This is a genomic window from Bradyrhizobium oligotrophicum S58 (assembly GCF_000344805.1).
GTDB lineage: Bacteria > Pseudomonadota > Alphaproteobacteria > Rhizobiales > Xanthobacteraceae > Bradyrhizobium > Bradyrhizobium oligotrophicum.
In genome coordinates this window covers 6,316,860-6,339,524 of the sequence record NC_020453.1, presented here as the reverse complement: position 1 = coordinate 6,339,524, position 22,665 = coordinate 6,316,860, and the positions used below count along the sequence as shown (strand labels likewise).

At 65.3% G+C, this 22,665-nt stretch carries 21 protein-coding genes; 9 read left to right on the top strand and 12 right to left on the bottom strand.

Features of this window, described 5'->3' with window-relative positions:
- Positions 1-79: 79 nt before the first annotated feature.
- From S58_RS39150 to S58_RS27320, 4 genes are all read right to left on the bottom strand, one after another.
- Positions 80-202 (bottom strand): hypothetical protein, encoded by a 123-nt coding sequence (locus tag S58_RS39150; RefSeq protein ID WP_322788229.1) that lies wholly within the window; start codon positions 200-202, stop codon positions 80-82.
- An 8-nt stretch (positions 203-210) separates the two neighbouring features.
- Positions 211-1,617 (bottom strand): class II fumarate hydratase, encoded by a 1,407-nt coding sequence (locus tag S58_RS27330; RefSeq protein WP_015668645.1) that lies wholly within the window; start codon positions 1,615-1,617, stop codon positions 211-213.
- Between the two features lie 22 nt (positions 1,618-1,639).
- Entirely contained in the window at positions 1,640-2,968 is a 1,329-nt protein-coding gene (locus S58_RS27325) for a cation:dicarboxylate symporter family transporter (protein WP_015668644.1), read from the bottom strand.
- 74 nt (positions 2,969-3,042) lie between these two features.
- Positions 3,043-4,371 (bottom strand): class-II fumarase/aspartase family protein, encoded by a 1,329-nt coding sequence (locus tag S58_RS27320; RefSeq protein ID WP_042340253.1) that lies wholly within the window; start codon positions 4,369-4,371, stop codon positions 3,043-3,045.
- Positions 4,372-4,545: 174 nt separating this feature from the next.
- On the opposite strand from S58_RS27320, the gene S58_RS27315 reads away from it, so the two are divergent.
- Entirely contained in the window at positions 4,546-5,292 is a 747-nt protein-coding gene (locus S58_RS27315) for a GntR family transcriptional regulator (RefSeq protein WP_015668642.1), read from the top strand.
- A 27-nt stretch (positions 5,293-5,319) separates the two neighbouring features.
- Here S58_RS27315 and S58_RS27310 read toward each other — a convergent pair whose 3' ends face one another.
- The 5 genes from S58_RS27310 to S58_RS27290 all read right to left on the bottom strand — a co-directional run bounded on the left by S58_RS27310 (position 5,320) and on the right by S58_RS27290 (position 8,688).
- Positions 5,320-6,048 (bottom strand): HAD family hydrolase, encoded by a 729-nt coding sequence (locus S58_RS27310; RefSeq protein WP_015668641.1) that lies wholly within the window; start codon positions 6,046-6,048, stop codon positions 5,320-5,322.
- Positions 6,049-6,079: 31 nt separating this feature from the next.
- Positions 6,080-6,967 (bottom strand): oxygen-dependent coproporphyrinogen oxidase, encoded by an 888-nt coding sequence (gene hemF / locus S58_RS27305; RefSeq protein ID WP_015668640.1) that lies wholly within the window; start codon positions 6,965-6,967, stop codon positions 6,080-6,082.
- A 220-nt stretch (positions 6,968-7,187) separates the two neighbouring features.
- Entirely contained in the window at positions 7,188-7,556 is a 369-nt protein-coding gene (locus tag S58_RS27300) for a 6-pyruvoyl trahydropterin synthase family protein (RefSeq protein WP_015668639.1), read from the bottom strand.
- Positions 7,557-7,573: 17 nt separating this feature from the next.
- Positions 7,574-8,206 (bottom strand): 7-carboxy-7-deazaguanine synthase, encoded by a 633-nt coding sequence (queE, locus tag S58_RS27295; protein ID WP_015668638.1) that lies wholly within the window; start codon positions 8,204-8,206, stop codon positions 7,574-7,576.
- Positions 8,203-8,688, bottom strand: a complete 486-nt coding sequence (locus S58_RS27290; protein ID WP_015668637.1) for a tRNA (cytidine(34)-2'-O)-methyltransferase — start codon at positions 8,686-8,688, stop codon at positions 8,203-8,205. Before S58_RS27290 ends, queE begins: the two co-directional genes overlap by 4 nt.
- A gap of 282 nt (positions 8,689-8,970) precedes the next feature.
- Between S58_RS27290 and petA the strand changes: the two genes are divergently transcribed.
- The 4 genes from petA (at position 8,971) to S58_RS27270 (ending at position 13,205) form a co-directional block, all read left to right on the top strand.
- A complete protein-coding gene (gene petA / locus S58_RS27285) occupies positions 8,971-9,501 on the top strand; it encodes a ubiquinol-cytochrome c reductase iron-sulfur subunit (protein WP_144058550.1) in 531 nt (176 codons plus the stop codon).
- Positions 9,502-9,563: 62 nt separating this feature from the next.
- Entirely contained in the window at positions 9,564-11,630 is a 2,067-nt protein-coding gene (locus tag S58_RS27280) for a cytochrome c1 (RefSeq protein WP_015668635.1), read from the top strand.
- Between the two features lie 367 nt (positions 11,631-11,997).
- Positions 11,998-12,330, top strand: a complete 333-nt coding sequence (locus S58_RS27275) for a YnfA family protein (RefSeq protein WP_015668634.1) — start codon at positions 11,998-12,000, stop codon at positions 12,328-12,330.
- A gap of 200 nt (positions 12,331-12,530) precedes the next feature.
- Complete coding sequence (locus tag S58_RS27270; RefSeq protein ID WP_015668633.1) at positions 12,531-13,205, top strand: dienelactone hydrolase family protein; 675 nt, start codon at positions 12,531-12,533, stop codon at positions 13,203-13,205.
- Between the two features lie 46 nt (positions 13,206-13,251).
- Here the strand turns inward: S58_RS27270 and S58_RS27265 are convergent, their stop codons facing one another.
- Positions 13,252-13,470: a hypothetical protein gene (locus S58_RS27265; protein WP_042340252.1), complete on the bottom strand. Its 219-nt coding sequence runs from the start codon at positions 13,468-13,470 to the stop codon at positions 13,252-13,254.
- A gap of 372 nt (positions 13,471-13,842) precedes the next feature.
- Here S58_RS27265 and S58_RS27260 point away from each other — a divergent pair, with 372 nt between their 5' ends.
- Positions 13,843-14,898, top strand: coding sequence for a hypothetical protein (locus tag S58_RS27260; RefSeq protein WP_015668631.1), 1,056 nt, complete (start codon positions 13,843-13,845; stop codon positions 14,896-14,898).
- A 34-nt stretch (positions 14,899-14,932) separates the two neighbouring features.
- Here S58_RS27260 and S58_RS27255 read toward each other — a convergent pair whose 3' ends face one another.
- Complete coding sequence (locus S58_RS27255; RefSeq protein WP_244440648.1) at positions 14,933-15,985, bottom strand: helix-turn-helix transcriptional regulator; 1,053 nt, start codon at positions 15,983-15,985, stop codon at positions 14,933-14,935.
- A 452-nt stretch (positions 15,986-16,437) separates the two neighbouring features.
- Between S58_RS27255 and S58_RS27250 the strand changes: the two genes are divergently transcribed.
- Complete coding sequence (locus S58_RS27250; RefSeq protein ID WP_015668629.1) at positions 16,438-18,123, top strand: methyl-accepting chemotaxis protein; 1,686 nt, start codon at positions 16,438-16,440, stop codon at positions 18,121-18,123.
- Positions 18,124-18,471: 348 nt separating this feature from the next.
- On the opposite strand, the gene S58_RS27240 is transcribed toward S58_RS27250, so the two are convergent.
- Positions 18,472-18,888, bottom strand: a complete 417-nt coding sequence (locus S58_RS27240; RefSeq protein ID WP_015668628.1) for a hypothetical protein — start codon at positions 18,886-18,888, stop codon at positions 18,472-18,474.
- A gap of 133 nt (positions 18,889-19,021) precedes the next feature.
- Between S58_RS27240 and S58_RS27235 the strand changes: the two genes are divergently transcribed.
- Together S58_RS27235 and S58_RS27230 are read left to right on the top strand one after the other, a co-directional pair.
- Positions 19,022-19,594 (top strand): TetR/AcrR family transcriptional regulator, encoded by a 573-nt coding sequence (locus S58_RS27235; protein ID WP_015668627.1) that lies wholly within the window; start codon positions 19,022-19,024, stop codon positions 19,592-19,594.
- 799 nt (positions 19,595-20,393) lie between these two features.
- Complete coding sequence (locus S58_RS27230; protein ID WP_015668626.1) at positions 20,394-22,556, top strand: anthranilate synthase component I; 2,163 nt, start codon at positions 20,394-20,396, stop codon at positions 22,554-22,556.
- Positions 22,557-22,665 lie beyond the last annotated feature (109 nt).

Genomic DNA, 22,665 nt, shown 5'->3' with positions numbered 1-22,665 from the left:
AACGTCGATCGCAACAGCAAAGGGCAGAACGATCACGAAGACGACGAGCCATTGTCCCGACGGACGGGTCGCGGGCATTCTATCGCGCCGGCACCAGCTCGGTCAGGGAGCGGATGATGCCGTGGGGCCTGACATTGGAGTTCGCGGAAAGGCCGTTGCGATGGACGTCCATCCCCATCGCATAGATGCCGAGCCGCTCCATCGCCGCGTTCAGCGCGCCTCGGCGCGCTCGAGGCCGGCCATCTGGCGCGGATCGACCAGGCTGTCGTATTGGTCCCCGGTGATGAAACCGAGCGCAATCGCGGCCTGCCGTGGGGTCGTGTTGTCGGCAAGAGCCTTGGTCGTGATCTGCGAGACCTTGTCGTAACCGAGCACCGGGTTCAGCGCGGTCGCCAGCAGCAGCGCGTTGGCGACATCAGATGCAAGCTGCCGACGATCGACATCGAGGTCGCGCACCAGCCTATCCGCGAACATGCGCGAGCCGTCCGCCAGCAATCTGATCGACTGGAGAACGTTGTAGATCAGAACGGGCTTGGCCACGTTCAGCTCGAAATGTCCGGATGCCGCCGCGGCCGTGACGGTCGCATGATTGCCGATCACCTGGAACGCGACCTGTGCGACTACTTCGGCGACGGTCGGATTGCGCTTGCCGGGCATGATCGAGGAGGTCAGCCCGTCATGCGGGATCACGATCTCGCCCAGGCCGCAGCGCGGGCCGGAGCCGAGCAGACGAATGTCATTGGCAATCTTCAAAAGCGATACGGCGAGACCGTTGAGGGCGCCTGACACCTCGACCAGCGCATCGTGCGCGCCCATGCCCTCGAACTTGCTCGGGTTCGGGATGAAGTCGATGCCGGTCAGCCGGCTCAGCTCGGCGCAGAACGCGGCGTCGAAACCCGCGGGCGCGTTGAGGCCTGAGCCCACCGCGGTCCCGCCTTGCGACAGAACGTGCAGGCGCGGCAGCGTCGCGCCGATCCGGTCGATGCCGTTGCCGATCTGCCGGGCGAAGGCATCGAACGCCTGACCCATCGTCATCGGCACTGCGTCCATCAGATGCGTTCGGCCGATCTTGACGATGTCGGCAAAGGCCACGGCCTTGGCGGCCAGTTCGTCGCGCAGGCCGGCCAGCGCAGGCAGCAGCGCGTCGCGCAGCATGAGCGCGGTCACGAGATGCATCACGGTCGGAAAGCTGTCGTTGGACGACTGCGAGCAATTGACATGATCGTTGGGATGAACCGGGGACCTGGCGCCGAGCGGCTGCCCCAGCAGTTCGTTGGCACGATTGGCGATGACCTCGTTGACGTTCATGTTGGTCTGGGTGCCGGATCCGGTCTGCCAGATCGTCAGCGGAAAGTGCGCGTCGAAGCGCCCCTCATGCAGCTCGGTCGCGGCCTGCTCGATCGGTCCGGCGATGGAAGGGGTGATGCTGCCGAGCCGAACATTGGCGCGAAGGGCGGCGATCTTCTGCAGTGCGAACGCACGAATCAGAGCGACAGGAAAGCGCTCCTCGCCGACGTCGAATACGCGGAGCGCGCGTTGCGTCTGTGCGCCCCAATAGCGGTCCGCCGGCACGTCGATCGGGCCAAAGGCATCGTGTTCGACACGTCGCTCACTCATTGACGCTCTCCCTGGCCAGCGCTCAATTCACCTCGGCGGCGTCGACACGTCGCAACGTATCACCGTCGAACTCTCCGGCGATCTTGGCGACGACGACCGCGGCCACCGTGTTGCCGATGACGTTGCACGTCGATACCGCGATCGAGAGAAAGCGGTAGACGCCGAAGATCAATGCGAGGCCGTCGACCGGCAGGATGCCGGACGCGGTGACCGTCGCCGCGAAGACGACGAAGGAGCCGCCGGAGACGGTGGCAGCGCCCTTCGACGTCAGCAGCATGATGGCGAGAATGCCCAGCTCCTGCTCCCAGCTGAGCGTCACGCCATAGGCGTTGGCGAGGAAGATCACGCCCATCGACATGAACAGCGACGTGCCGTCGAGATTGAAGGCATAGCCGGTCGGCAGCACGAGACCGACGGTCTGCGTCGACGGCCCATAGGACGGCAGCTTCTCCAGCAGCCGTGGCAGCACGCTTTCGGATGACGCGGTGCCGAGCATGATGAGAATTTCTTCGCGGATGTAGCGCAGCAGATGCAGGATGTTGATGCCGAACAGCGCGCAGATGGCGCCGAGCACGACCAGGATGAACAGCGCGACCAGGGCGTAGAACGTCAGCACCAGGTAGGCGAGGGCGATCAGCACGCTGGTGCCGTTGGAGCCGACCGCATAGGCAACCGCACCGAACGTGCCGATCGGCGCCAGCGACATGATGATGTGGATGAACTCGAAGAACGCGGTGGAGATGGTGTTCAGTCCGCTTTCGATCGGCGCTCGCCGCTCGGGCGACAGCGCCATCAGGCCGAAGCCGAAGATGAGGGCGATAACCAGCACCTGAAGCAGCTCGCCGCGCGCGAAAGCGCCGAGGAAATTGTCGGGAAACACGTTGAGCAGGAACTGATCGAAGGTGGTGTGCGACGAGGCGGCCGCCTTGGCCGCGGCTTCGGCGCCCTTGGTGGCGGCTGCGGAGGCCGTGATCTGTCCGAGGCCTTTGCCGACGCCGATCGCATTGCCAAAGATCAGGCCGAGCGCCAGGGCGACCGTCGAGACGATCTCGAAATAGAGGATCGCGATCAGCCCGACCTTGCCGACGCGCTTGATGTCGCCGGCCGCGACGATGCCGACGACGACGGTGAGAAACACCAGCGGCGCGACCGCGGTCTTGATCAGGCGGAGAAAGATGTCGCCCAGCACCTTCAGCGAGGTGGCGAAGTCCGGCCACAGCAGGCCGACGGCGATGCCGAGCACCATGCTGACGGCGACCTGCAGGCCGAGGCTCCGCCACAGCGGCTTCTTCCTGGCCGTGGCGACACTTGTTGCGCGGCCGTCATTTTGCGCCGCTGCGATCGTTCCCATGTTCGCTTCCTCGATGTTTGATGTCCGAAACGGCGCTCTGGGGCGCCTTGTCGTGATCGGTCGGTTTGAGGCGGTCAGCCGGTCGCGCGGGATGCCGCGCCGGACAGGTCGATCGCCCGATCGACCATCGGTCCGCACAGGCCGAGATAGTTGGCGGGGTCGCAGTGATGCGCGATCGCATCCTTGCCGCCGAGCGCGGCGACGATCTCGGACACGTCGGACAGAATGTCGGCAAGCTGGCCACCGCCTTCGATCGCCTTGCGGCACGCGGCATAGACGACGTCATGCGCGTGCTGGCGTCCGAGCTTGGGGGCGGCGGCCATCATCACCGCCTCCGCGACGATCAGCCCGTGCGTCAGGCCGAGGTTGTCGAGCATCCGCTGCTCGTGCACGACCAGTCCGGCCAGCATGAACTTGGCGTTGGCGAGCGAGGCCGCGGTCAGCAGGAAGCTTTCCGGCAGCGAGATCCATTCGAGGTGCCAGGGACCGGTGGCACGCTCGAAATCATGGATCATGCCGTCGAGCATCGCCGCCACGTGCTGGCGCACGGCCTTGGCGGCCGCGAGCATCAGTTCGCTCGAAATCGGATTGCGCTTCTGCGGCATCGTCGACGATGCGCCGCGTCCCGGCACGAACGGCTCGGAGACCTCGCCGAATTCCGTCGACGACATCAGCATGACGTCGGTCGCGATCTTGCCGAGGCTGCCGGTGATGAGGCCGAGCAGGGTGACGGCTTCGGCGATGCCGTCGCGCGCGACGTGCCAGGTGATCGAGGGCTGGTTGAGACCGAGCTCTTCGCAGAACAGCTTCTGCATCTCGAGCCCGTTCGTGCCGACCGAGGCGAGCGTGCCGGCGGCGCCGGAGAATTCGCCGAGCAGGATGCGCGGCAGCGCCTGATCGATGCGTTCGATATGGCGGTCGATCGACGACAGCCAGATGGCGGCCTTGTAGCCGAAGGTGACGGGCAGCGCCTGCTGGAGATGAGTCCGCCCCGCCATCGGCGTGTCGCGATATCTGCGCGCCATCGCCGTCAGGATGTCCCTGATCTCGCGCAGGTCGCGCGCGACGATCTCCAGTGCCGCGCGAAGCTGCAGCACGTTGGCCGTGTCCATGATGTCCTGGGTGGTGGCGCCCCAATGGACATAGCGTCCGGCCTCACCGGCGGCTTCGGACAGCTGATGGACCAGCGGCAGGATCGGATAGCCGACGATCTCGGTCTCGTGCCGCAGCTTGGCGAAATCGATCTGGATGGATTTGGCCGCGGTGGCGATCGCCGCGGCGGCATCCCTCGGCACGACGCCCATGCGCGCCTGGGCGCGGGCCAGCGCAACCTCCGCCTCGATGTAGCGCCCTACCATGGCTTCGTCGCTGAAGACGTCGCGCATCTCGGCGGTCCCGAACATGTCGCGAAAAAGGACGGAATCAAAAACGGTGCTGCCCACGGATCCTCCTCGATAATATGTTCGTACATATAAAATGTACGAACATATTGATCCCGTCAATGGGCTTCCTTGACGAATCCCGGTCGCATCGGGCTTCCATGCCCGTGGATCGATGCCGTTTGCGAAGGAGAGCGGGTGGAAAAGCGCTATGCGATCGTGGCCCGGGCGCTCGCGGAGGCCATCGCCGAAGGGCGCCATCCGGTGGGCTCGGTGCTGCCGAACGAGTTCGAGCTGGCCGACCAGTTCGCCGTCAGCCGCTCAACGGTGCGCGCGGCGATGCGGGAGCTGCAGGCCTCAGGGCTCGTCAGCCGCAAGCGCAACGCCGGCACGCGGGTCGAGGCACGGACGCCGGATCGCAGCGGGAGCGGCTTCACGCAGGCGCTGGCGACGATCGAGGCCGTCCAGCAGTTCGGCACCGAGACCGAGCGACATGTTCAGCGCGTGGCCGACGTCGTCACCGACAATCAGCTGGCGGATGAGCTCGGATGCCGGCCCGGCCGCCGCTGGCTGTGCATTTCGAGCCTTCGCATGATCCCCGGCGACGCCACGCGCACGCCGATCTGCTGGACCGACGTCTATCTCGACGCCGCGTTCGCGGACGAGGTCCGCGCGCGGATGGCGGGCCATCACGAGATCTTCGGCACCCTGATCGAGAAGATTTCCGGCCGGCGGATCGCGGAGATCCGCCAGGACATCTCTGCGGTCGGCGTCCCGGCGCAGATGGCCGAGCCGCTAAAGGCAACCGCCGGCGCGCATGCGCTCTCGATCCGGCGGCAGTATCTGTTTGCCTCGAACGAGATGGCCGAGGTCTCGCTCAGCATTCATCCCGCCGACCGCTATCGCTACTCGACCCGGCTCACCCGCCAGCAATCCAAGGGGTAAGCGGTCGGCAGCCTCGATCGACGCGGACTATGCCTCGGGCACCAGCTCGGTCAGCGAGCGGATGATGCGATCGGGCTTGACGTTGGAGTTTGCGGGCAGGCCATCGCCATGGACGTCGATCCAGATCGAATAGATGCCGAGCCGCTGCGGCGCCACGATCTCCCATTCGAGATTGTCGCCGATCATCCAGGTGTCTTTCGGGCCGACGCCGAGGCGCTCCATCGCATGCAGATAGGCGCGCTCCTCCGGCTTGCCGAAGCCGTGCTCGCCCTCGATCTGGATGTGGTCGAAGCGGTGCGCCAGCGCGAAGCGCTCGATCTTCTTGCGCTGCTGTCCAGCCTCGCCATTGGTGACCAGCGCGAGCTTGATGCCGCGGGATTTGAATTCGTCGATCGCCTCGTGCGCGCCGGGGAAGACGAACATCTGCTCGTCGCGATAACGGGTGAAGCGGTCGGCCATGCGGATGGCGAGCTCGGTCGGCAGCGCCGGACCTGCGGCAGTCAACGCCGCGAAGCCACGCTTGACCACTTCCTGGCGCGCCTGGATCAGCTTCATCCGCCATTCGGCGCCGGCCACCGACCAGAAGCTGCGCGCCGAGGCCAGGATCGCGGCCGCCACCTCCTGCGAGCGATGCGGCAACAGCTCGTCGGCGAATTCGGTGGCGATGATGTTCCAGGCGATCTCGGGCCGGCCATAGGCCGACAGAATGGTGTCGTCCATGTCGATCAGCATGGCGCGGGGCAGGGGGGCGGTCATGATTGATCTACGCGGCGGCGTCTCGTGGGTTTCAGGGCCATCTCACCTCGGGTGGCATCGACGACAGGATGGACTCCACATTGCCACCCGTTTTCAGCCCAAATGTGGTGCCGCGGTCATAAAGCAGGTTGAATTCGACATAGCGGCCGCGCCGGACCAGCTGCTCCTCGCGGTCGGCCTCGGTCCAGGGTACGGCGAAATTGCGCCGGACCAGCTCCGGATAAATGTTCAGGAAGGCGCGCCCGACGTCCTGGGTGAAGGCGAGGTCCGCCTCCCAGTCGCCGGAATCGTGGTGGTCGTAAAAGATGCCGCCGATACCGCGCGGCTCCTTGCGGTGGGGCAGGTAGAAGTACTCGTCGCACCAGCGCTTGTACTTGTCGTAGGAGGCCACGGCAGCGTGCGCGTCGCAGGCGCCCTTCATCGCGGCGTGGAAGGCAATCGTGTCCGCGTCTTCCTGGTTGCGCCTGCGGTTCAGCACCGGGGTCAGGTCGGCGCCGCCGCCGAACCAGGCCTTGGTGGTGACGACGAAGCGCGTGTTCATGTGCACCGCCGGCACGTGTGGCGACCACAGATGTGCGATCAGCGAGATGCCCGAGGCCCAGAACCGCGGGTCCTCGGAGGCGCCCGGAATCTGGCTGCGGAATTCCGGGGCGAACTCGCCATGCACGGTCGAGCAGTGCACGCCCACCTTCTCGAACAGCCGCCCGTGCATCATGCTCATGACGCCGCCGCCGCCATGCCCGCCACCATGGTCGGTGCGCTCCCAGGGCGTGCGCACGAAGCGGCTGGCCTCGCGTGGATACAGCCCGGCCGGAGCCTCGTCCTCGAGCCGCTCGAACGCCGCGCAGATCTGGTCGCGCAGGCTCTCGAACCAGGCGCGGGCGCGGGCCTTGCGATCCTCGATGGCGGCGGTGGTCATGGCTGTTTTCCCCCGGGCTGGTTCTTCGTCACCCTCCCCTGGAGGGGGAGGGTCGATCGCGCGCGAAGCGGGCGATCGGGGTGGGGTGAAGCCACAGCCGTCACTGCCGGCTTCACCCCACCCCGTCTCACATTCGCTGCGCTCATGTGAGCCGACCCTCCCCCTCCAGGGGAGGGTGAGGACCGTCCGCGTCGCTACGGTTCGGTCCTACCACAATCGATCAATCCCGCGGGCCAAAATAGGTGCAGGTCTCGCGGCAGCTGTCGCGGTGAACGCTGACCTTGGTAACGTGGCCGATATGGCGGACGCGCTCATAGATGAAGCGCGACAGGTTCTCGAGCGTCGGCAGGCCGATGGCCTCGATCTTGTTCAGGAACTTGTGGTCGAGCATGGCCTGGATCTCGCCCAGCCGCTGCGTCAGCACGCCGAAATCCACCACCATGCCGGTCTCGGGATTGGTCGTGTCGCCGCGCACCGTCACCTCGGCGCGGAAGGAATGGCCGTGGATCTCCTGGCTGGCTTCGCCGAGCGTCGTGATCGGCAGCGTGTGCGCGGCCTCGAAGGTGAAGGATTTGGTCAATTCCCACATCGGTTCAGTCACAATCCCTATCTGATGCCGATCATCTTGTGCGTCTGCAGGCTGAGCCGCCATTGCGGATGATGCTGGCAGTAGTCAATGGCGCGCGCCGTGTTCGCGGCCGCATCGGGCCCGTCCATCGGCTGCAGCGAGAAGCGGCGGAAGGCGAGCGCTTCGAACTGCTCCGGCGCGGCACCGTCCTGCGGATAGACCAGCTTCAGCTCGTGGCCATGCCGGAGCTTCAGCTCCGCGCCGGCCTTCGGGCTGACGCAGATCCAGTCGATTCCCTCTGGCGGCAGCAGCGTGCCATTGGTCTCGATTCCGACCGCGAAGCCCTCCGCATGGAGCGCCGCGATCAGGTCCGCATCGACCTGCAGCAGCGGCTCGCCGCCGGTCAGGATCGTATAGCGGTCGGCCGCGCCGCCTGTCCATTGCCCGGCGATGGTATCGGCGAGCGCCGCGGCGCTGTCGTAACGGCCGCCCAGCGTGCCGTCGGTGCCGACGAAATCGGTGTCACAGAACCGGCACGTCGCGGTCGCGCGGTCGGCCTCGCGGCCGCTCCACAGGTTGCAGCCGGCGAAGCGGCAGAACACGGCGGCGCGGCCCGCCTGGGCGCCTTCGCCCTGCAGGGTCATGAAGATTTCCTTGACCGCGTAGCTCACTCGCTCGCTCCTTCGCCGGATGGCAATTGGACGAAATGTCCAGTCTGGCGCAGCGCCTCGCCGGCAGCCATCGCCGCCGCGATCGCCACGTTCAACGATCGCAAACCCGGCTGCAGCGGGATGCGCAGCCGGGCGTCGGCCACATCGGCCACCGTCTCGGGCACACCGGCGCTCTCGCGTCCGAGCAGCAGGATGTCGTCCGCCCTGTAGCCGAAATCCAGATAGGACGTCGTAGCCTTGGTCGTGAGCAGCAGCAGGCGGTGGCCCTGCGCGGCGCGCCAGCTTTCGAACGCGCTCCAGGAATCATGCCGCCGCCAATTCAGCTGGTCGAGATAGTCCATGCCGGCGCGGCGGAATTGCCGGTCCGACACCGGAAAGCCGGCCGGCTCGATGATGTGCGCCTGCAGCCCCAGGCAGGCGCACAGGCGCAGAATCGTTCCGGTGTTCTGCGGAATGTCGGGCTGATAGAGCGCGATCTGCATGCGAATTGGTCTTAAGGATGATGCGGAAAGTCCGCTTGGGAAGCGGGAATTGGTGCATGGCGTGCTGCAGGGCCGATAGCGGGCTTGCGCTCGTATCGCAAGGGTGCCAATAGAACGATTCTGGACGGCTTTTTCCCACCCGGGGCGGTGGAGAGAGCCGTTTTCTGCCGCCGCGGGGGACGCGGGCGCCGGCAGGCATCTCCCGGTCACGTGATCTCTCCCAGCGAGATCTCATGCGTCGAGCGGGGCGGTTCCACCGGCTGCAACGAAGAAAGGGTTGGAATCGTGACAGCGTCTACTGCGGATCATCCGACACGCCGGGATTTTCTTTTCGTCGCCACGGGCGCAACCGCGGCAGTCGGCGGTGTGGTCGCCCTGTGGCCGTTCATCTCCCAGATGAACCCCGACGCCTCGACCATCGCGGCCGGTGCGCCGATCGAGGTCGACCTCGCCCCGGTCGCCGAAGGACAGGACATCAAGGTGTTCTGGCGCGGCAAGCCGATCTACATCTCCCATCGCACCAAGAAGCAGGTCGACGAGGTCCGCGCCGTTCCGGTGTCGAGCCTGCCCGATCCGGCGTCCGACCAGTCGCGCACCAAGGACGGCCATGAGCAGTGGCTGGTCGTGATCGGCATCTGCACCCATCTCGGCTGCATCCCGATCGCGCATGAAGGCAACTACGACGGCTTCTTCTGCCCGTGCCACGGCTCGCAGTACGACGCCTCCGGCCGCGTCCGCCAGGGACCGGCGCCGCTCAACCTTCCCGTCCCGCCCTATCAGTTCGTTTCCGACACCAAGATCCAGATCGGCTGAGCGGACGTTTCGTCTTCAGCTCACGCTCGATCGTGCAAGATAATTTCTTTCAGGAACGCATCATGAGTGGACCATCTGACTACCAGCCGAGCCACCCCGCCTTGAAGTGGTTCGAGCAGCGACTCCCCATCATCGGCCTGGTCCACTCGTCCTTCATTGCCTATCCGACGCCGCGGAACCTGAACTACTGGTGGACGTTCGGCGCCATCCTATCGATCATGCTGGGCGTGCAGATCGTCACCGGCGTCATCTTGGCGATGCACTACACGCCGCACGCCGACCTCGCCTTCAAGTCGGTCGAGCTGATCGTGCGCGACGTGAACTACGGCTGGCTGCTGCGCAACATGCATGCCTGCGGCGCGTCGATGTTCTTCCTCGCCGTCTACATCCACATGTTCCGCGGCCTTTATTACGGGTCATACAAGGCGCCGCGCGAGGTGCTGTGGATCCTCGGCGTCATCATCTACCTGCTGATGATGGCGACAGGCTTCATGGGTTACGTGCTGCCGTGGGGCCAGATGAGCTTCTGGGGCGCCACCGTGATCACCAACCTGTTCTCGGCCGTGCCGTATTTCGGCGAGAGCATCGTGACCCTGCTGTGGGGCGGCTACTCCGTCGGTAATCCCACGCTGAACCGCTTCTTCTCGCTGCATTACCTGCTGCCGTTCCTGATCGCCGGCGTGGTCGTGCTGCACGTCTGGGCGCTGCACGTGGTCGGCCAGAACAATCCGGCCGGTGTCGAACCGAAGACCGAAAAGGACATGGTGCCGTTCACGCCCTATGCCACGATCAAGGACTTCTTCGGCGTCACCTGCTTCCTGATCTTCTATTCCTGGTTCATCTTCTACATGCCGAACTATCTCGGCGACGCCGACAACTACATCCCGGCCAATCCGGCCGTGACGCCGGCGCACATCGTGCCCGAATGGTACTACCTGCCGTTCTACGCCATCCTGCGCTCGGTGCCGAACAAGCTCGCCGGCGTGATCGCGATGTTCTCGGCCATCATCGTGCTGGTGTTCCTGCCCTGGCTCGACGCGGCCAAGACCCGCTCGAACAAGTACCGCCCGCTCGGCAAGCAGTTCTTCTGGATCTTCGTCGTGGTCTGCGTGCTGCTCGGCTATCTGGGCGCGCAGCCGCCGGAGGGCATCTACGTCATCGCCGGCCGCATCCTGACGGTGCTGTACTTCGCCTACTTCCTGATCGTGCTGCCGCTGCTCGCCCGCATCGAGACGCCGCGGCCGCTGCCGAACTCGATCGCCGACGACGTGCTGGCGAAGTCCGGCCGCGCGCCGATGGTCTCGACCGTGATCGCGCTGGTCGCCGCCGTGTCGCTGCTCGCCGGCAGCATGGGCGACGCCCGTGCCAGCGAGGGCCAGGAGAACCCGCCGTCGGCGAGCTGGTCGTTCGCCGGTCCGTTCGGCAAGTTCGATCGCGGCGCCGTGCAACGCGGCCTCAAGGTCTACAAGGAAGTCTGCTCCAACTGCCACTCGTTGCAGTATGTGGCGTTCCGCAACCTCGCCGAACCCGGCGGGCCCGGCTACTCCACGGCGCAGGCGGCGTCGTTCGCGGCCGAGTACAAGATCAAGGACGGTCCGAACGATGCCGGCGAGATGTTCGAGCGTCCGGGCCGCCCGGCGGACTACTTCCCGTCGCCGTTCCCGAACGAGCAGGCAGCACGTGCGTCCAACGGCGGCGCGGCTCCGCCGGACCTGTCGCTGATCGCCAAGGCGCGTTCCTACAAGCGCGGCTTCCCCTGGTTCCTGGTCGACTTCTTCACCCAGTTCCAGGAGCAGGGCCCGAACTACGTCAACGCGCTGCTGCAGGGCTATGAAGAAACCCCGCCGCACGGCGTCACCATCCCAGACGGCTCGTACTACAACAAGTACTTCCCCGGCCACGCGATCAAGATGCCGTCGCCGCTGTCCGACGGCCAGGTGACGTTCGACGACGGCTCGCCGGCCACCGTGAAGCAGTACGCCCATGACGTCGCGACCTTCCTGATGTGGACCGCCGAACCGCACATGGAAGCGCGCAAGCGCCTCGGCTACCAGGTGTTCATCTTCCTGATCATCTTCGCCGGCCTGATGTACTTCACCAAGAAGCGCGTCTGGGCCGCCGCGCACTGAGCGGTGCGATCGAGCAAAGCTGAATTGAAAAAGCCCCCGCGGGGGCTTTTTTGTTGGCTGTCTGTTAGTTCCTCGCCTCTGTCAGTTGCAATTGCTGACTTGGAGCCAGGATTCCGCCGAGCGGGCAGTGCGCTCCCTCTCCCCGTTCTTTACGGGGAGAGGGTTGGGGTGAGGGGCAGCCGCACGGGAAGTGTTTGTGGAGAGACCTGTACCCCCTTCACCCGGATTGCATCTGGCGATGCAATCCGACCTCTCCCCGCTTGCGCGGAGAGGTGCACCGAGTGAGCCGCTGAGACCGAAGCCACAAGAAACGCCGATCGCAAGCCGCGTGCGCTGGCCTAACCAGCGAGACAACGGAGTTCTCCGCATGCCATCACTCCTCGCCTTCGCTGCCGCCGCCGTGCTCGAGATCGGCGGCTGCTTCGCATTCTGGGCGTGGCTGCGGCTCGGCCAGTCGCCGCTGTGGCTGCTGCCCGGCATGGCCGCGCTCGCCGGCTTCGCGACGCTGCTCACCATGGCCGACAGCCCGCTCGCCGGCCGCGCCTATGCCGCCTATGGCGGCATCTACATCACTGCCGCGCTGTTGTGGGGCTGGCTGATCGAAGGCCACCGTCCCGATCTCTGGGACGTCGCCGGCGCGCTGATCTGTCTTGCGGGGATGGCCGTGATCCTGTTCGCGCCGCGCGCGATGCCGGCGTAGCGCAACCCTGCCGTAGCCCGGATGAGCGCAGCGACATCCTGGGTCATCGCTGACACCGTTGTTAACCCGGATGTCGCTGCGCTCATCCGGGCTACGACGCGGTCACGTTCGAGCGACGCCGATCGCCTCCAGTCGCGCCGGACACGTATTTGGGCTAAACCGCATCTCCAATCCCCGACCAGAAACTACGGAGGACCATCATGGGCACACTCGTCAGCTTCAAGCGCCCCGACGGCCAGGAGGCCAAGGGCTATCTGGCCAAGGCGGCGAAGGCCGATGCGCCGGGCGTCGTCGTCATCCAGGAATGGTGGGGCCTGCAGGACCAGATCAAGGGGATGTGCGACCGCTTCGCGCTGGCGGGCTTCAACGCGCTGGCGCCGGATCTCTACAAGGGCACGGTGGTGCCCTATCACGACACGGATGCCGCCGGCCGCGAGATGAACTCGCTCGATTTCATGGACGCGACCACGCAGACCGTGCGCGGCGCCGCGCAATATCTCGCCCGCAACGGCGCCAAGGTCGGCCTCACCGGCTTCTGCCTCGGCGGCGCGGTCACGATCATCGGCGCGACCAGGATCGATGAGCTCACCGCAGGCGTGGTGTTCTACGGCATCCCGCCGGAGCAGGCGGCCAAGCCCGCCGACGTCAAGATCCCGCTGCAGGCCCATTTCGCCAACAAGGACGATTGGTGCACGCCGGCTTTGGTGGATGGCTTCGAAGCGGCGATGAAGGCGGCCGGCAAGTCGCTGGAGCTCTATCGCTACGACGCCGAGCATGCCTTCGTGAACGAGCAGCGCATGACCGTGCACGACCGCGCGGCGGCCGAGCTCGCCTGGGGCCGCGCCACTTCGTTCTTCCACAAGCATCTCGGCTGAGTTGAGGGCAGGGGCGCGCGGCCCCTCGGGTCGCGCTGCCTCGCAGTCAGACTGCGCGGGCGGCCTTGACGCCGTCCGGCGGCGACTCGGCGTCATCGAGAGCCGATGCATCGTCCGAATGTTGCAAGGGGTCGGCGCCGGTCGCCGCGTCGGGGGAGCGCCGTCGACGCTTCGTCCTCTTCGCCTGCGCTTCGAGGAAGCAATCGAGCAGCGTCTGCTGCTTCGGAAGCGCATGCGACACGGAAGGCTGTTTGCCGCGAGCCATGTTTACCAAGGTAATTCAATATGGTTAACCAATCATTGCCACACTATTGCAGATAGACAACAGTGTTGCTCTCGCGCACGGCCAAGTTATGTAACTTTTTGGGCTCTGAGCAACCATTGGTAGGCAGATTTGGCAGTGTGCACGCGCGCAACATGAGGTTGTGAGGCGCCGTGCAGCCCGTGGCTGCAGATTTTGTGCCCTTCCGGCGTTGTCACGGCCCGGCGAATCACCGGAATTTTGCGGGTTTTGAGCGCCGTCCATGTTCGTGGACGCGCCCCATTGTTCGTCGGTCGAACGCCATCAGCTTCTCCGTTGCATCGCCGAAACAATCTGAGGTAGCATTCTCCTGTCCTTCTGCTGACGGAGAGAGCCGTGCGCGTGGCCTTTGCGCTGGCCGGGCTGGGCGGCTTGAACGCCCATGGCGCTGGCTTCCTCGACACCGCCCGTGCCTGGGGCGTGACACCTGATCTGGTCACCGCGACGTCCGGCCAGATCCTGGTGCTGTCGGCCTGGCTGCAGGGTCTCGACCTGCGCCATCAGCTGATCTCCTCGGACCGGGTCACCGATCCGGCGTCGCAGCTGCGCACGGTGATGTTCGGCTATCCCGGCGTGTTTCGCCCGGCCTATGCCGAGGCGCTGACCCGGTTCGTCTCCTGGCCGGACTGGCGCGACGGCCCATTCAATGTCCTCGCCGACCGTCTGCTGCCGGCGCAGCAATACGTCCCGGTGCGCAGCGAGGCCGACTTCGTCCAGGCGGCGGAGACCCTGAACGCGACGCCGATCGGCGTCGTCTTCAACACCTACGATCCCGAGACCGGCACTGGATGGCTCTACGGCAACGACGCGGCGCGGGCGCTGCTGCCGTCGGAGAAATCGGTTCCCAACGCCCATGCCGCCAAGGCGCGGCAATCGGCGGCCAAGCGCGACCTGCGCTATGCCTCCGACGTGCAGGCCGAGCGCGCCATCCGCCCGATCACGCCGGAGGCGATCAAGGCCGCGCTATGGCTGTCGCTGTACGGCTTCACCAGGCTGCCCCAGGGACAGATGGACGGCGCCTATCACCGCGCCAGCATCATCTCCGAGCTGCACGGCTTCGACCGCATCTTCGCCGTCCGCCCGCTCGCCCAGGGCTGGCAGGGCCAGGCGCCGCAGAACTGGTTCGAGGTACAGGACTGGACCACCGAGATGTGGTTCTCGGTCGGCTACAAGGCCGAGGTCGACGCGCTCAAGCGCATCAACGATCTGATCGCGAGCGGCGTGATCACCGATCCCAAATACAAGAGCGTCGAGCTGGTCGAGATCCAGCCGGAAACGCCGGCCGGCTACTTCAACTACTTCGTCGAGCGCGGCGAGGTGTATGAGAATGCGGTGGTGGCGACGGAGCTGAAGTTTGCCGAGCTCGGGCTGGTCAAGCCGACGCTGCCGTAGCTACAAACCTGCGACTGCGACGATGCACGCCGCTCTAGGATGGGCTGGCGTCGGTGTCGAAGCCGTCCATGGCGTGGCCCTCGGTCCTTCTTGCTTTCCGCAAGGTCTCGGAGGGGAGCTCACCAATTTGCCGGCGGTACTCCGCGGCAAAACGGCCGAGATTGCCAAATCCGCATTTGAACGCGACGGACACGACGCTGGTTTTCTCATCCGGTCGTCGCAGAAGCTCCGACGCTTGCCGCAGTCGCACGCGCCTGGCGAACTGGCCAGGCGATCCGCGTCCCGTTTCCGAAAACTCCCGAAAGATCGACCGGACGCTGACGCCCGTGATGCCGGCGACCCTTTCGAGATCAAGCGGCTCGTCCCAATGAGCCTCGATATAGGACTCGACGAGGTCGACAATGGTGCGATCGGCGCGTCGCGGGGCGGTACGCAGCCGGTCGCTGAAATTATGTCGATGCGCCAGCAGCAGCTTTGTCATCAAGCTGCGCTCGAGCTCAGCGATCGCGATCGGCGAATAGTTCTGCCCGAACGCCTGCAACTCTTCCGCAAGCCTGAAAACATCGCGGCGAACGAACGCCATCATCGTCGGATCAGGATCGTCCTCCTCGAAGCTCAACCCTTTATCGCTGTCGTCGCCGAGCATGGCTCTCAGCAGGCCTTGCAAGGGCACGACCTCGACCCTCACCACCAACTGGCGATATCCGGCAGGGAAATCCAGGTCCAGTCTCGAATGACCGGATATGATCGGGCTCCACGCGGCAATCGCGTGACTGGATCCAGCTGTCCGATAGCCTGCCGTCCCCCGGATCGAAAAGAACTGCCGGACGATGGTCGATTCCGGAAATGAAAGCGAGGTCGCGCCTGCATAGCCGCAGAACGCCAGCCCCGTGGCGCTCAATGGCGCGAGGTTGGCCTCAAGGCCGAAACCGGCGTCGTGAATGTCGAAGCGATCGACGCCGTAGATGCTCATCAATCGATCGCGCACGAACTCGCTGTCTCGCGATCGAAACAACGGATAGCGATCGAGATAGGAGATGTCGCGCAATCGGCCCGCCCGGTTTACATCCTTGCGCGGCGCCGTCACCGACTTGTGCCCAGATCCGCGCCGTTGCGTCAGGGAATCAGCAAGCATACTCAGCGCATTGTTGGTCCTCGTCAACGAGCCGGGCTTGTCGCGAACTGCTATGAAGAGGCTGCGCGGCCATCCGCATTTTCCCGGATCATTCCGTATTACTACGGCCAGATCCGGCGCGGCGCAGCCGCGAGCAGAGTTGGCCGTCAATCCCACGCCGCATCGTCATACCCTTCGGAGTCCTGAGGGGCGGGGCCAACGATGCGACCATCTCGATCAAGTTAATGGCGACGGCAGAAATCGGCCATTCTGTCGGAGATCGGACAAATACTTTGATAAATCGATTCAAATAGGTTCCGCCCGCACTGGGGCGGAAGCTTGCTGCCGGCGGCATCCGCGATCCCACGAGCTTTGACGAAACGCGCGGACGCCGCAGCGGCAGCGCCGGAGTACGGAGGAAGTGAATGTTCGGCCGTAGGACAACCAAGGGTGACGCGCAGGCGATGATCAATGCGATCAGCCGCTCCCAGGCGATGATCGAGTTCGATCTGGACGGCACCATCATCACCGCGAACAAGAACTTCCTCGAAGCGCTTGGATACCGGCTCGATGAGATCCAGGGCAAACATCACAGCATGTTCGTTTCACCGGATGAGCGGGACAGCGCGGCCTATCGCGAGTTCTGGACGTCTCTCAATCGCGGTGAATTCCAGGCCGGTGAATTCAAGCGGATCGCGAAGGGGGGGCGTGAAGTCTGGATCGAGGCGTCCTACAATCCCATTCTCGACGGCAACGGGAAGCCGATGAAGGTGGTGAAATTCGCCACCGACATCACCGCGAAGAAGCTCCGCAGCATGGCGGATGCGTCCAAGATCGTCGCGATCGATCGCGCCCAGGCGGTGATCGAATTCAAGCTCGACGGCACGGTGGTGACGGCCAACCAGAATTTCTGCGACGCGCTGGGCTATCGCCTCGATGAGATTCAGGGGCGGCACCACAGTATTTTCGTGGAGGCGTCGCAGCGGGACAGCGCGGCCTATCGCGAGTTCTGGGCGGCTCTCAATCGCGGCGAATATCAGAGCGGCGAGTACAAGCGCATCGGCAAGGGCGGCAAGGAGGTCTGGATTCTGGCCACCTACAACCCCGTGCTCGACACGTCCGGCAAACCGTTCGGCGTCGTCAAATTCGCAACGGACATCACCGCGCAGAAGCTCAAGAACGCAGATCTGGCCGGCCAGATCGACGCGATCGGAAAATCGCAGGCGGTGATCGAGTTCAACATGGATGGGACGGTCATCACGGCGAACGACAATTTCCTGCATGCGCTCGGCTACACCCTGGCCGAAATCAGGGGCAAGCACCACAGCATGTTCGTCGAGCCGTCGGAGCGCGACAGTGCCGCCTATCGCGAGTTCTGGTCGGATCTGAACCGTGGACGATATCAGGCTGCGGAATACAAGCGGATCGGGAAGGGCGGCAAGGAGGTCTACATCCAGGCCTCCTACAACCCGATCCTCGATTTGAACGGCAAGCCGTTCAAGGTGGTGAAATATGCATCGGATGTCACCCGCCAGGTGCTGGTGCGGATGGGCAACGAGCGCGTCCGCGCGATGATGGAATCCGTCGCCGCGGGCTCGGAGGAGCTGAACGCGTCGGTTCGCGAGATCTCCGAAGCGATGACCAAGTCGCGCGAGACGGCGATGGGCGCCGTGGGGCAGGTCGCCGCCGCGGATGGTCAGGCCCTGCGCCTGTCAGATGCCGCTCAGGCCATGAGCGGCATCGTCGAGATGATCAACAACATCACCGGCCAGATCAACCTGCTGGCGCTGAATGCCACCATCGAATCCGCCCGGGCAGGCGAAGCGGGCCGGGGATTTGCCGTGGTCGCATCCGAGGTCAAGAGCCTCGCCAACCAGGCCAAGCAGGCCACCGACAAGATCGCGCAGGAGATCGACAATCTCAACAACATCTCCGGAGATGTCGTTACGGCGCTCAGCTCCATCAAGCAGGCGATCACCAACGTCAGCGAATACGTGACCTCGACGGCGGCTGCGGTCGAAGAACAGAGCACGGTGACGAACGAAATGTCGTCCAGCATGGCTCGCGCCGCCGCCGAAGCCCAGGCCCTCGCCACGAGGGCTGCGGCCTAACCCACGGGGCGGCCGGAAACGGTTGCCCCGTCATGGACCCCGTTCGCTGCGCAAGCTCGGTCGGTCCCGAACCAGAACATCGTGGCCGACATCCTGGAGTTTCCAGTATCGAGGTCCGGCCTCCCCTGCGCCCTCGGCTTTCTGAAGAGGGCGGTCTCGATGGTCTTCACTCGGGCAGATCGTGTCGCGAGAATGCTGCCGCACATTCCGCTGTCATCCCCGCGAAGGCGGGGATCCAGTACGCCGCGGCCCATCGATATGAACCGCAGCGCTGGTGGACTACTGGATGCCCGCCTTCGCGGACATGACGCCGGTGAAAATCGCCGCGGCCGCGTTTGCTCGCGGGCGTCAGCCCGCGGTGATGGCTCCCGCAAGCGCGTCGTTGGTCATCGGCCTGCCGTGCAGATTCCAGGTGCCGTCGACGGCGTGGACGCCGTTGGACCAGATCCGGTCCCTGGCGAGCGCGCCGCCGGAGAGCTCATGCAAAATGTCGGTGGCTTCGCCGAAGAACGCCGTCTGGATGTCGTGGCTGGCGAGCGCGAATGACGGCGTCTTGGTCTCGATCCAGGCGCCATCGACCGGCTTGCCGCCGGCGAAGGTCTGGCCCTTCGGCAGGATGTTCAGATGGGCGGTGACGTTCGCCGTCATGATCCTGTTTCCCGCGAGACCATGGTGTTTCAGGAACGATTCCGTGATCCGCGCGACGGCAATCGGCGCCTTGTCGGCGGCGATGACGCCTTCCGTGAGCGTGAGACTGATCGGCATGACTCCTCCTGTGATGGCTGTATGGCGGTTGTCCGGGGAACGACGGTCCATTATGTAACGACCGTGATGAATTGGTAGAATAACGATCGTTACGAGTCAATCATGAAATAACGATCGCTATGGAAAGCGTCAGATGCGGTACCAGGCCGAGCACAAGCAGGAAGCGAAGGCGAAATTGTTGGAGGCCGCCGGCCGCGGATTTCGCCGGCTGGGCTATGGCGGGATCGGCGTCGACGGCCTTGCCAAGGAGGCCGGCGTCACCTCCGGCGCGTTCTACGGTCATTTCAAGTCCAAGGATGCCGCCTTCGGAGCGGCCGCATTGGCCGGGCTGGACGACCTCCGGGCGGGCATCGCAGGCCTTCAGGACGAGCAGGGCGCCCGCTGGGCCGAGGCGTTCATCGCCTTCTATCTCGGTGAGCGCCTCACTTGCGGGCTGGATGCGAGCTGCGGTCTGCAGAGCCTGACCCCGGACGTCACCCGCGCCAGCGAGGCCACCAAGGCCAGCTACGGTGCCGCGCTCGAACGGGTCGCCCGGCAGATCGCGAAAGGGTTGCAGGGAAGCAGCGAGCAGGCCCGGCTGCAAAAGGCCTGGGCGCTGATGGCGCTGCTCTCGGGAGGCGTGACCATGGCGCGCAGCGTCGCCTCCCGCGAAGCCCGCGATGCCATCGCCGCCCACCTCAAGCAGGCCGCGCTCGCGCTTCTGTAGTGCAGTCGCCGCGCAGCCACGGCTTCGCAATTTGTGAGTTGCCGCTCGCCCCAACAGCGGTGCGTCGAGCCCGACGACGCGGGGGCAAGGCCTCTGGCCTCAATCGAGGCCCGGCCTTCCCTGCGTCGACTTCGGGACGGCGGTGCCGATGATCATCACTCGGGCAGATCATGTGTCGCGAGAATGCTTCTCCATACTCATTTGTCATTCCCGCGAAAGCGGGGATCCAGTACGCCGCGGCCCCTCGAGTGGAGCTGAAGCGCTGGTGGACGCGATACTCGGTCGGAGTCGCAATGCCCGGTTGAAGCTTGGTGATCAGGCCGGCGACGCGCGCACGCTGCCCACCCTCCCCTGGAGGGGGAGGGTCGCTGCACGGCGCGTCAGCGCTGTGCGGCGGGGTGGGGTGAAGCCGCGGAGACCGGTGTATGTGGAGACATCACCCCACCCCGTCTCACGCTTCGCTGCGCTCACCGTGAGCCGACCCTCCCCCTCCAGGGGAGGGTGGCAGCCGGCCCGACACCGTGGGTGGTGCAAACGTCGAGAGCCTGAGCGAACCAAGCAAGCGGTCGTTGTAGGAGCCTCCACCTGTGGCCCCGCGGCCCTTGACCTCGGCCGCCCCGCGTGGTCATTTCCGCGCCATGAGCACCGCCTTCCGCCCAGCCCGTTTCTGGTGGCGCACCTTGTAAAAGGTGGCCGGTGCGATTTGTCTGACATTCAATCGCTTAGGGGCCGCCACGCAGCGGCGGCTTCCGGTTGGTCCTGTGTGGCGTTTCCTCGGCAAAGTTCGTAAGAGGACACCATGAACAGGACCGTTTTTGCCCTCCCGGCGCTCAGCGACTACCGCACCCGTGGCGGGCTTGCGATCACGCGCGCTGCCGAACAGTTTTCCGGCGGCGCCAGCCGGCTCGACGATCTGATCGACCTGCTCGACCGCCGCCCCGGCGTGGTGCTGTCCTCGGGCACGACCGTGCCCGGCCGCTATGACAGCTTCGATCTCGGCTTTGCCGATCCGCCGCTGGTGCTGGAGACCAGGGGCACCAAGTTCACGCTGCAGGCGCTGAACCGCCGCGGCGAGGTGCTGATCGCCTTCCTCAAGGACACGCTGCGCGAGCCCTGCGTCGTCATCACCGAGGCCTCGCCCGCGCGGCTGGCTGGTCACATCGTGCGTGGCCCCGCTCCGGTCGAGGAGGACCAGCGCACCCGCCGCGCCAGCGTGATGTCGCTGGTGCGCGCGCTGATCGCGACACTCTCGGCCAACGACGATCCGCTGCTCGGCCTGTTCGGCGCCTTTGCCTATGACCTCGTGTTCCAGATCGAGGATCTGGTGCAAAAGCGCCCGCGCGAGGCCGACCAGCGCGACATCGTGCTCTACGTGCCCGATCGCCTGCTGGCCTATGACCGCGCCACCGGCCGTGGTGTGGTGCTGTCGTATGATTTTGCCTGGAACGGCCAGTCGACATCAGGCCTGCCCCGCGACACCGATGCCAGCGTCTATCTCAAGGAGCCGCGCCAGGGTTTTGCGGACCACGCGCCCGGCGAGTATCAGGCCACGGTCGAGAAAGCGCGCGCGGCGTTCGCCCGCGGCGATCTGTTCGAGGCGGTGCCCGGCCAGCTGTTTGCCGAATCGTGCGAGCGCTCGCCGGCGGAGGTGTTCCAGCGGCTCTGCCGCATCAATCCATCGCCCTATGGCGCGCTGATGAATCTCGGCGATGGCGAGTTTCTGGTCTCGGCGTCGCCGGAGATGTTCGTGCGCTCCGACGGCCGACGCGTCGAGACCTGTCCGATCTCCGGCACCATCGCGCGCGGCCGCGACGCCATCGGTGACGCCGAGCAGATCCGCCAGCTGCTGAACTCGGAGAAGGACGAGTTCGAGCTCAACATGTGCACCGACGTCGACCGCAACGACAAGGCGCGCATCTGCGTCCCCGGCACCATCAAGGTGCTGGCGCGCCGCCAGATCGAGACCTACTCGAAGCTGTTCCACACGGTCGATCACGTCGAAGGCATGCTGCGGCCGGGCTTCGACGCGCTCGACGCGTTCCTGACCCACGCCTGGGCCGTCACCGTGACCGGCGCGCCAAAGCTCTGGGCGATGCAGTTCGTCGAGGACAATGAGCGCACGCCGCGGCGCTGGTATGCCGGCGCGATCGGCGCCGTGAACTTCGACGGCTCGATCAACACCGGTCTGACCATCCGCACCATCCGCATGAAGGACGGCCTCGCCGAGGTCCGCGTCGGCGCCACCTGTCTGTTCGATAGCGATCCCGCGGCCGAGGATCGCGAGTGCCAGGTCAAGGCGGCGGCCTTGTTTCAGGCGCTGCGCGGCGATCCGCCGAAGCCGCTGTCCTCGACTGCGCCGGATGCGACCGGCTCGGGCAAGAACGTGCTGCTGATCGACCACGACGATTCGTTCGTGCACATGCTGGCCGATTATTTCCGCCAGGTCGGCGCCAACGTCACCGTGGTGCGTTACATCCATGCGTTGAAGATGCTGGCCGAGCGCAGCTGGGATCTGATCGTGCTGTCGCCGGGGCCGGGTCGCCCCGAGGACTTCAAGATCTCGACCACCATCGAGGCCGCGCTTCAAAAGAAGCTGCCGATCTTCGGCGTCTGCCTCGGCGTGCAGGCGATGGGCGAGTATTTCGGTGGCCGGCTCGGCCAGCTCGGCCAGCCCGCGCATGGCCGGCCGTCGCGGGTGCAGGTGCGCGGCGGGCGCCTGATGCAGGGGCTGCCGAACGAGATCGTCATCGGCCGCTATCATTCGCTGTTCGTCGAGCGCGACAGCATGCCCGAGGTGCTGACGGTGACGGCGGCGACCGAGGACGGCGTGGCGATGGCGATCGAGCACAAGACGCTGCCGGTCGGCGGCGTGCAGTTCCATCCGGAATCGCTGATGTCGCTCGGCGATGCCGTCGGTTTGAGGATCGTGGAGAATGCGTTCCGGCTCAGTCAGCCGGGGTGATAGAAGGTCACCGTCATCGCGAGGAGCGTGAGCGACGAAGCGATCCAGACTTGTTTTCGCGGCCCTGGATTGCTTCGCTTCGCTCGCAATGACGAATTCCTCGCGGTCA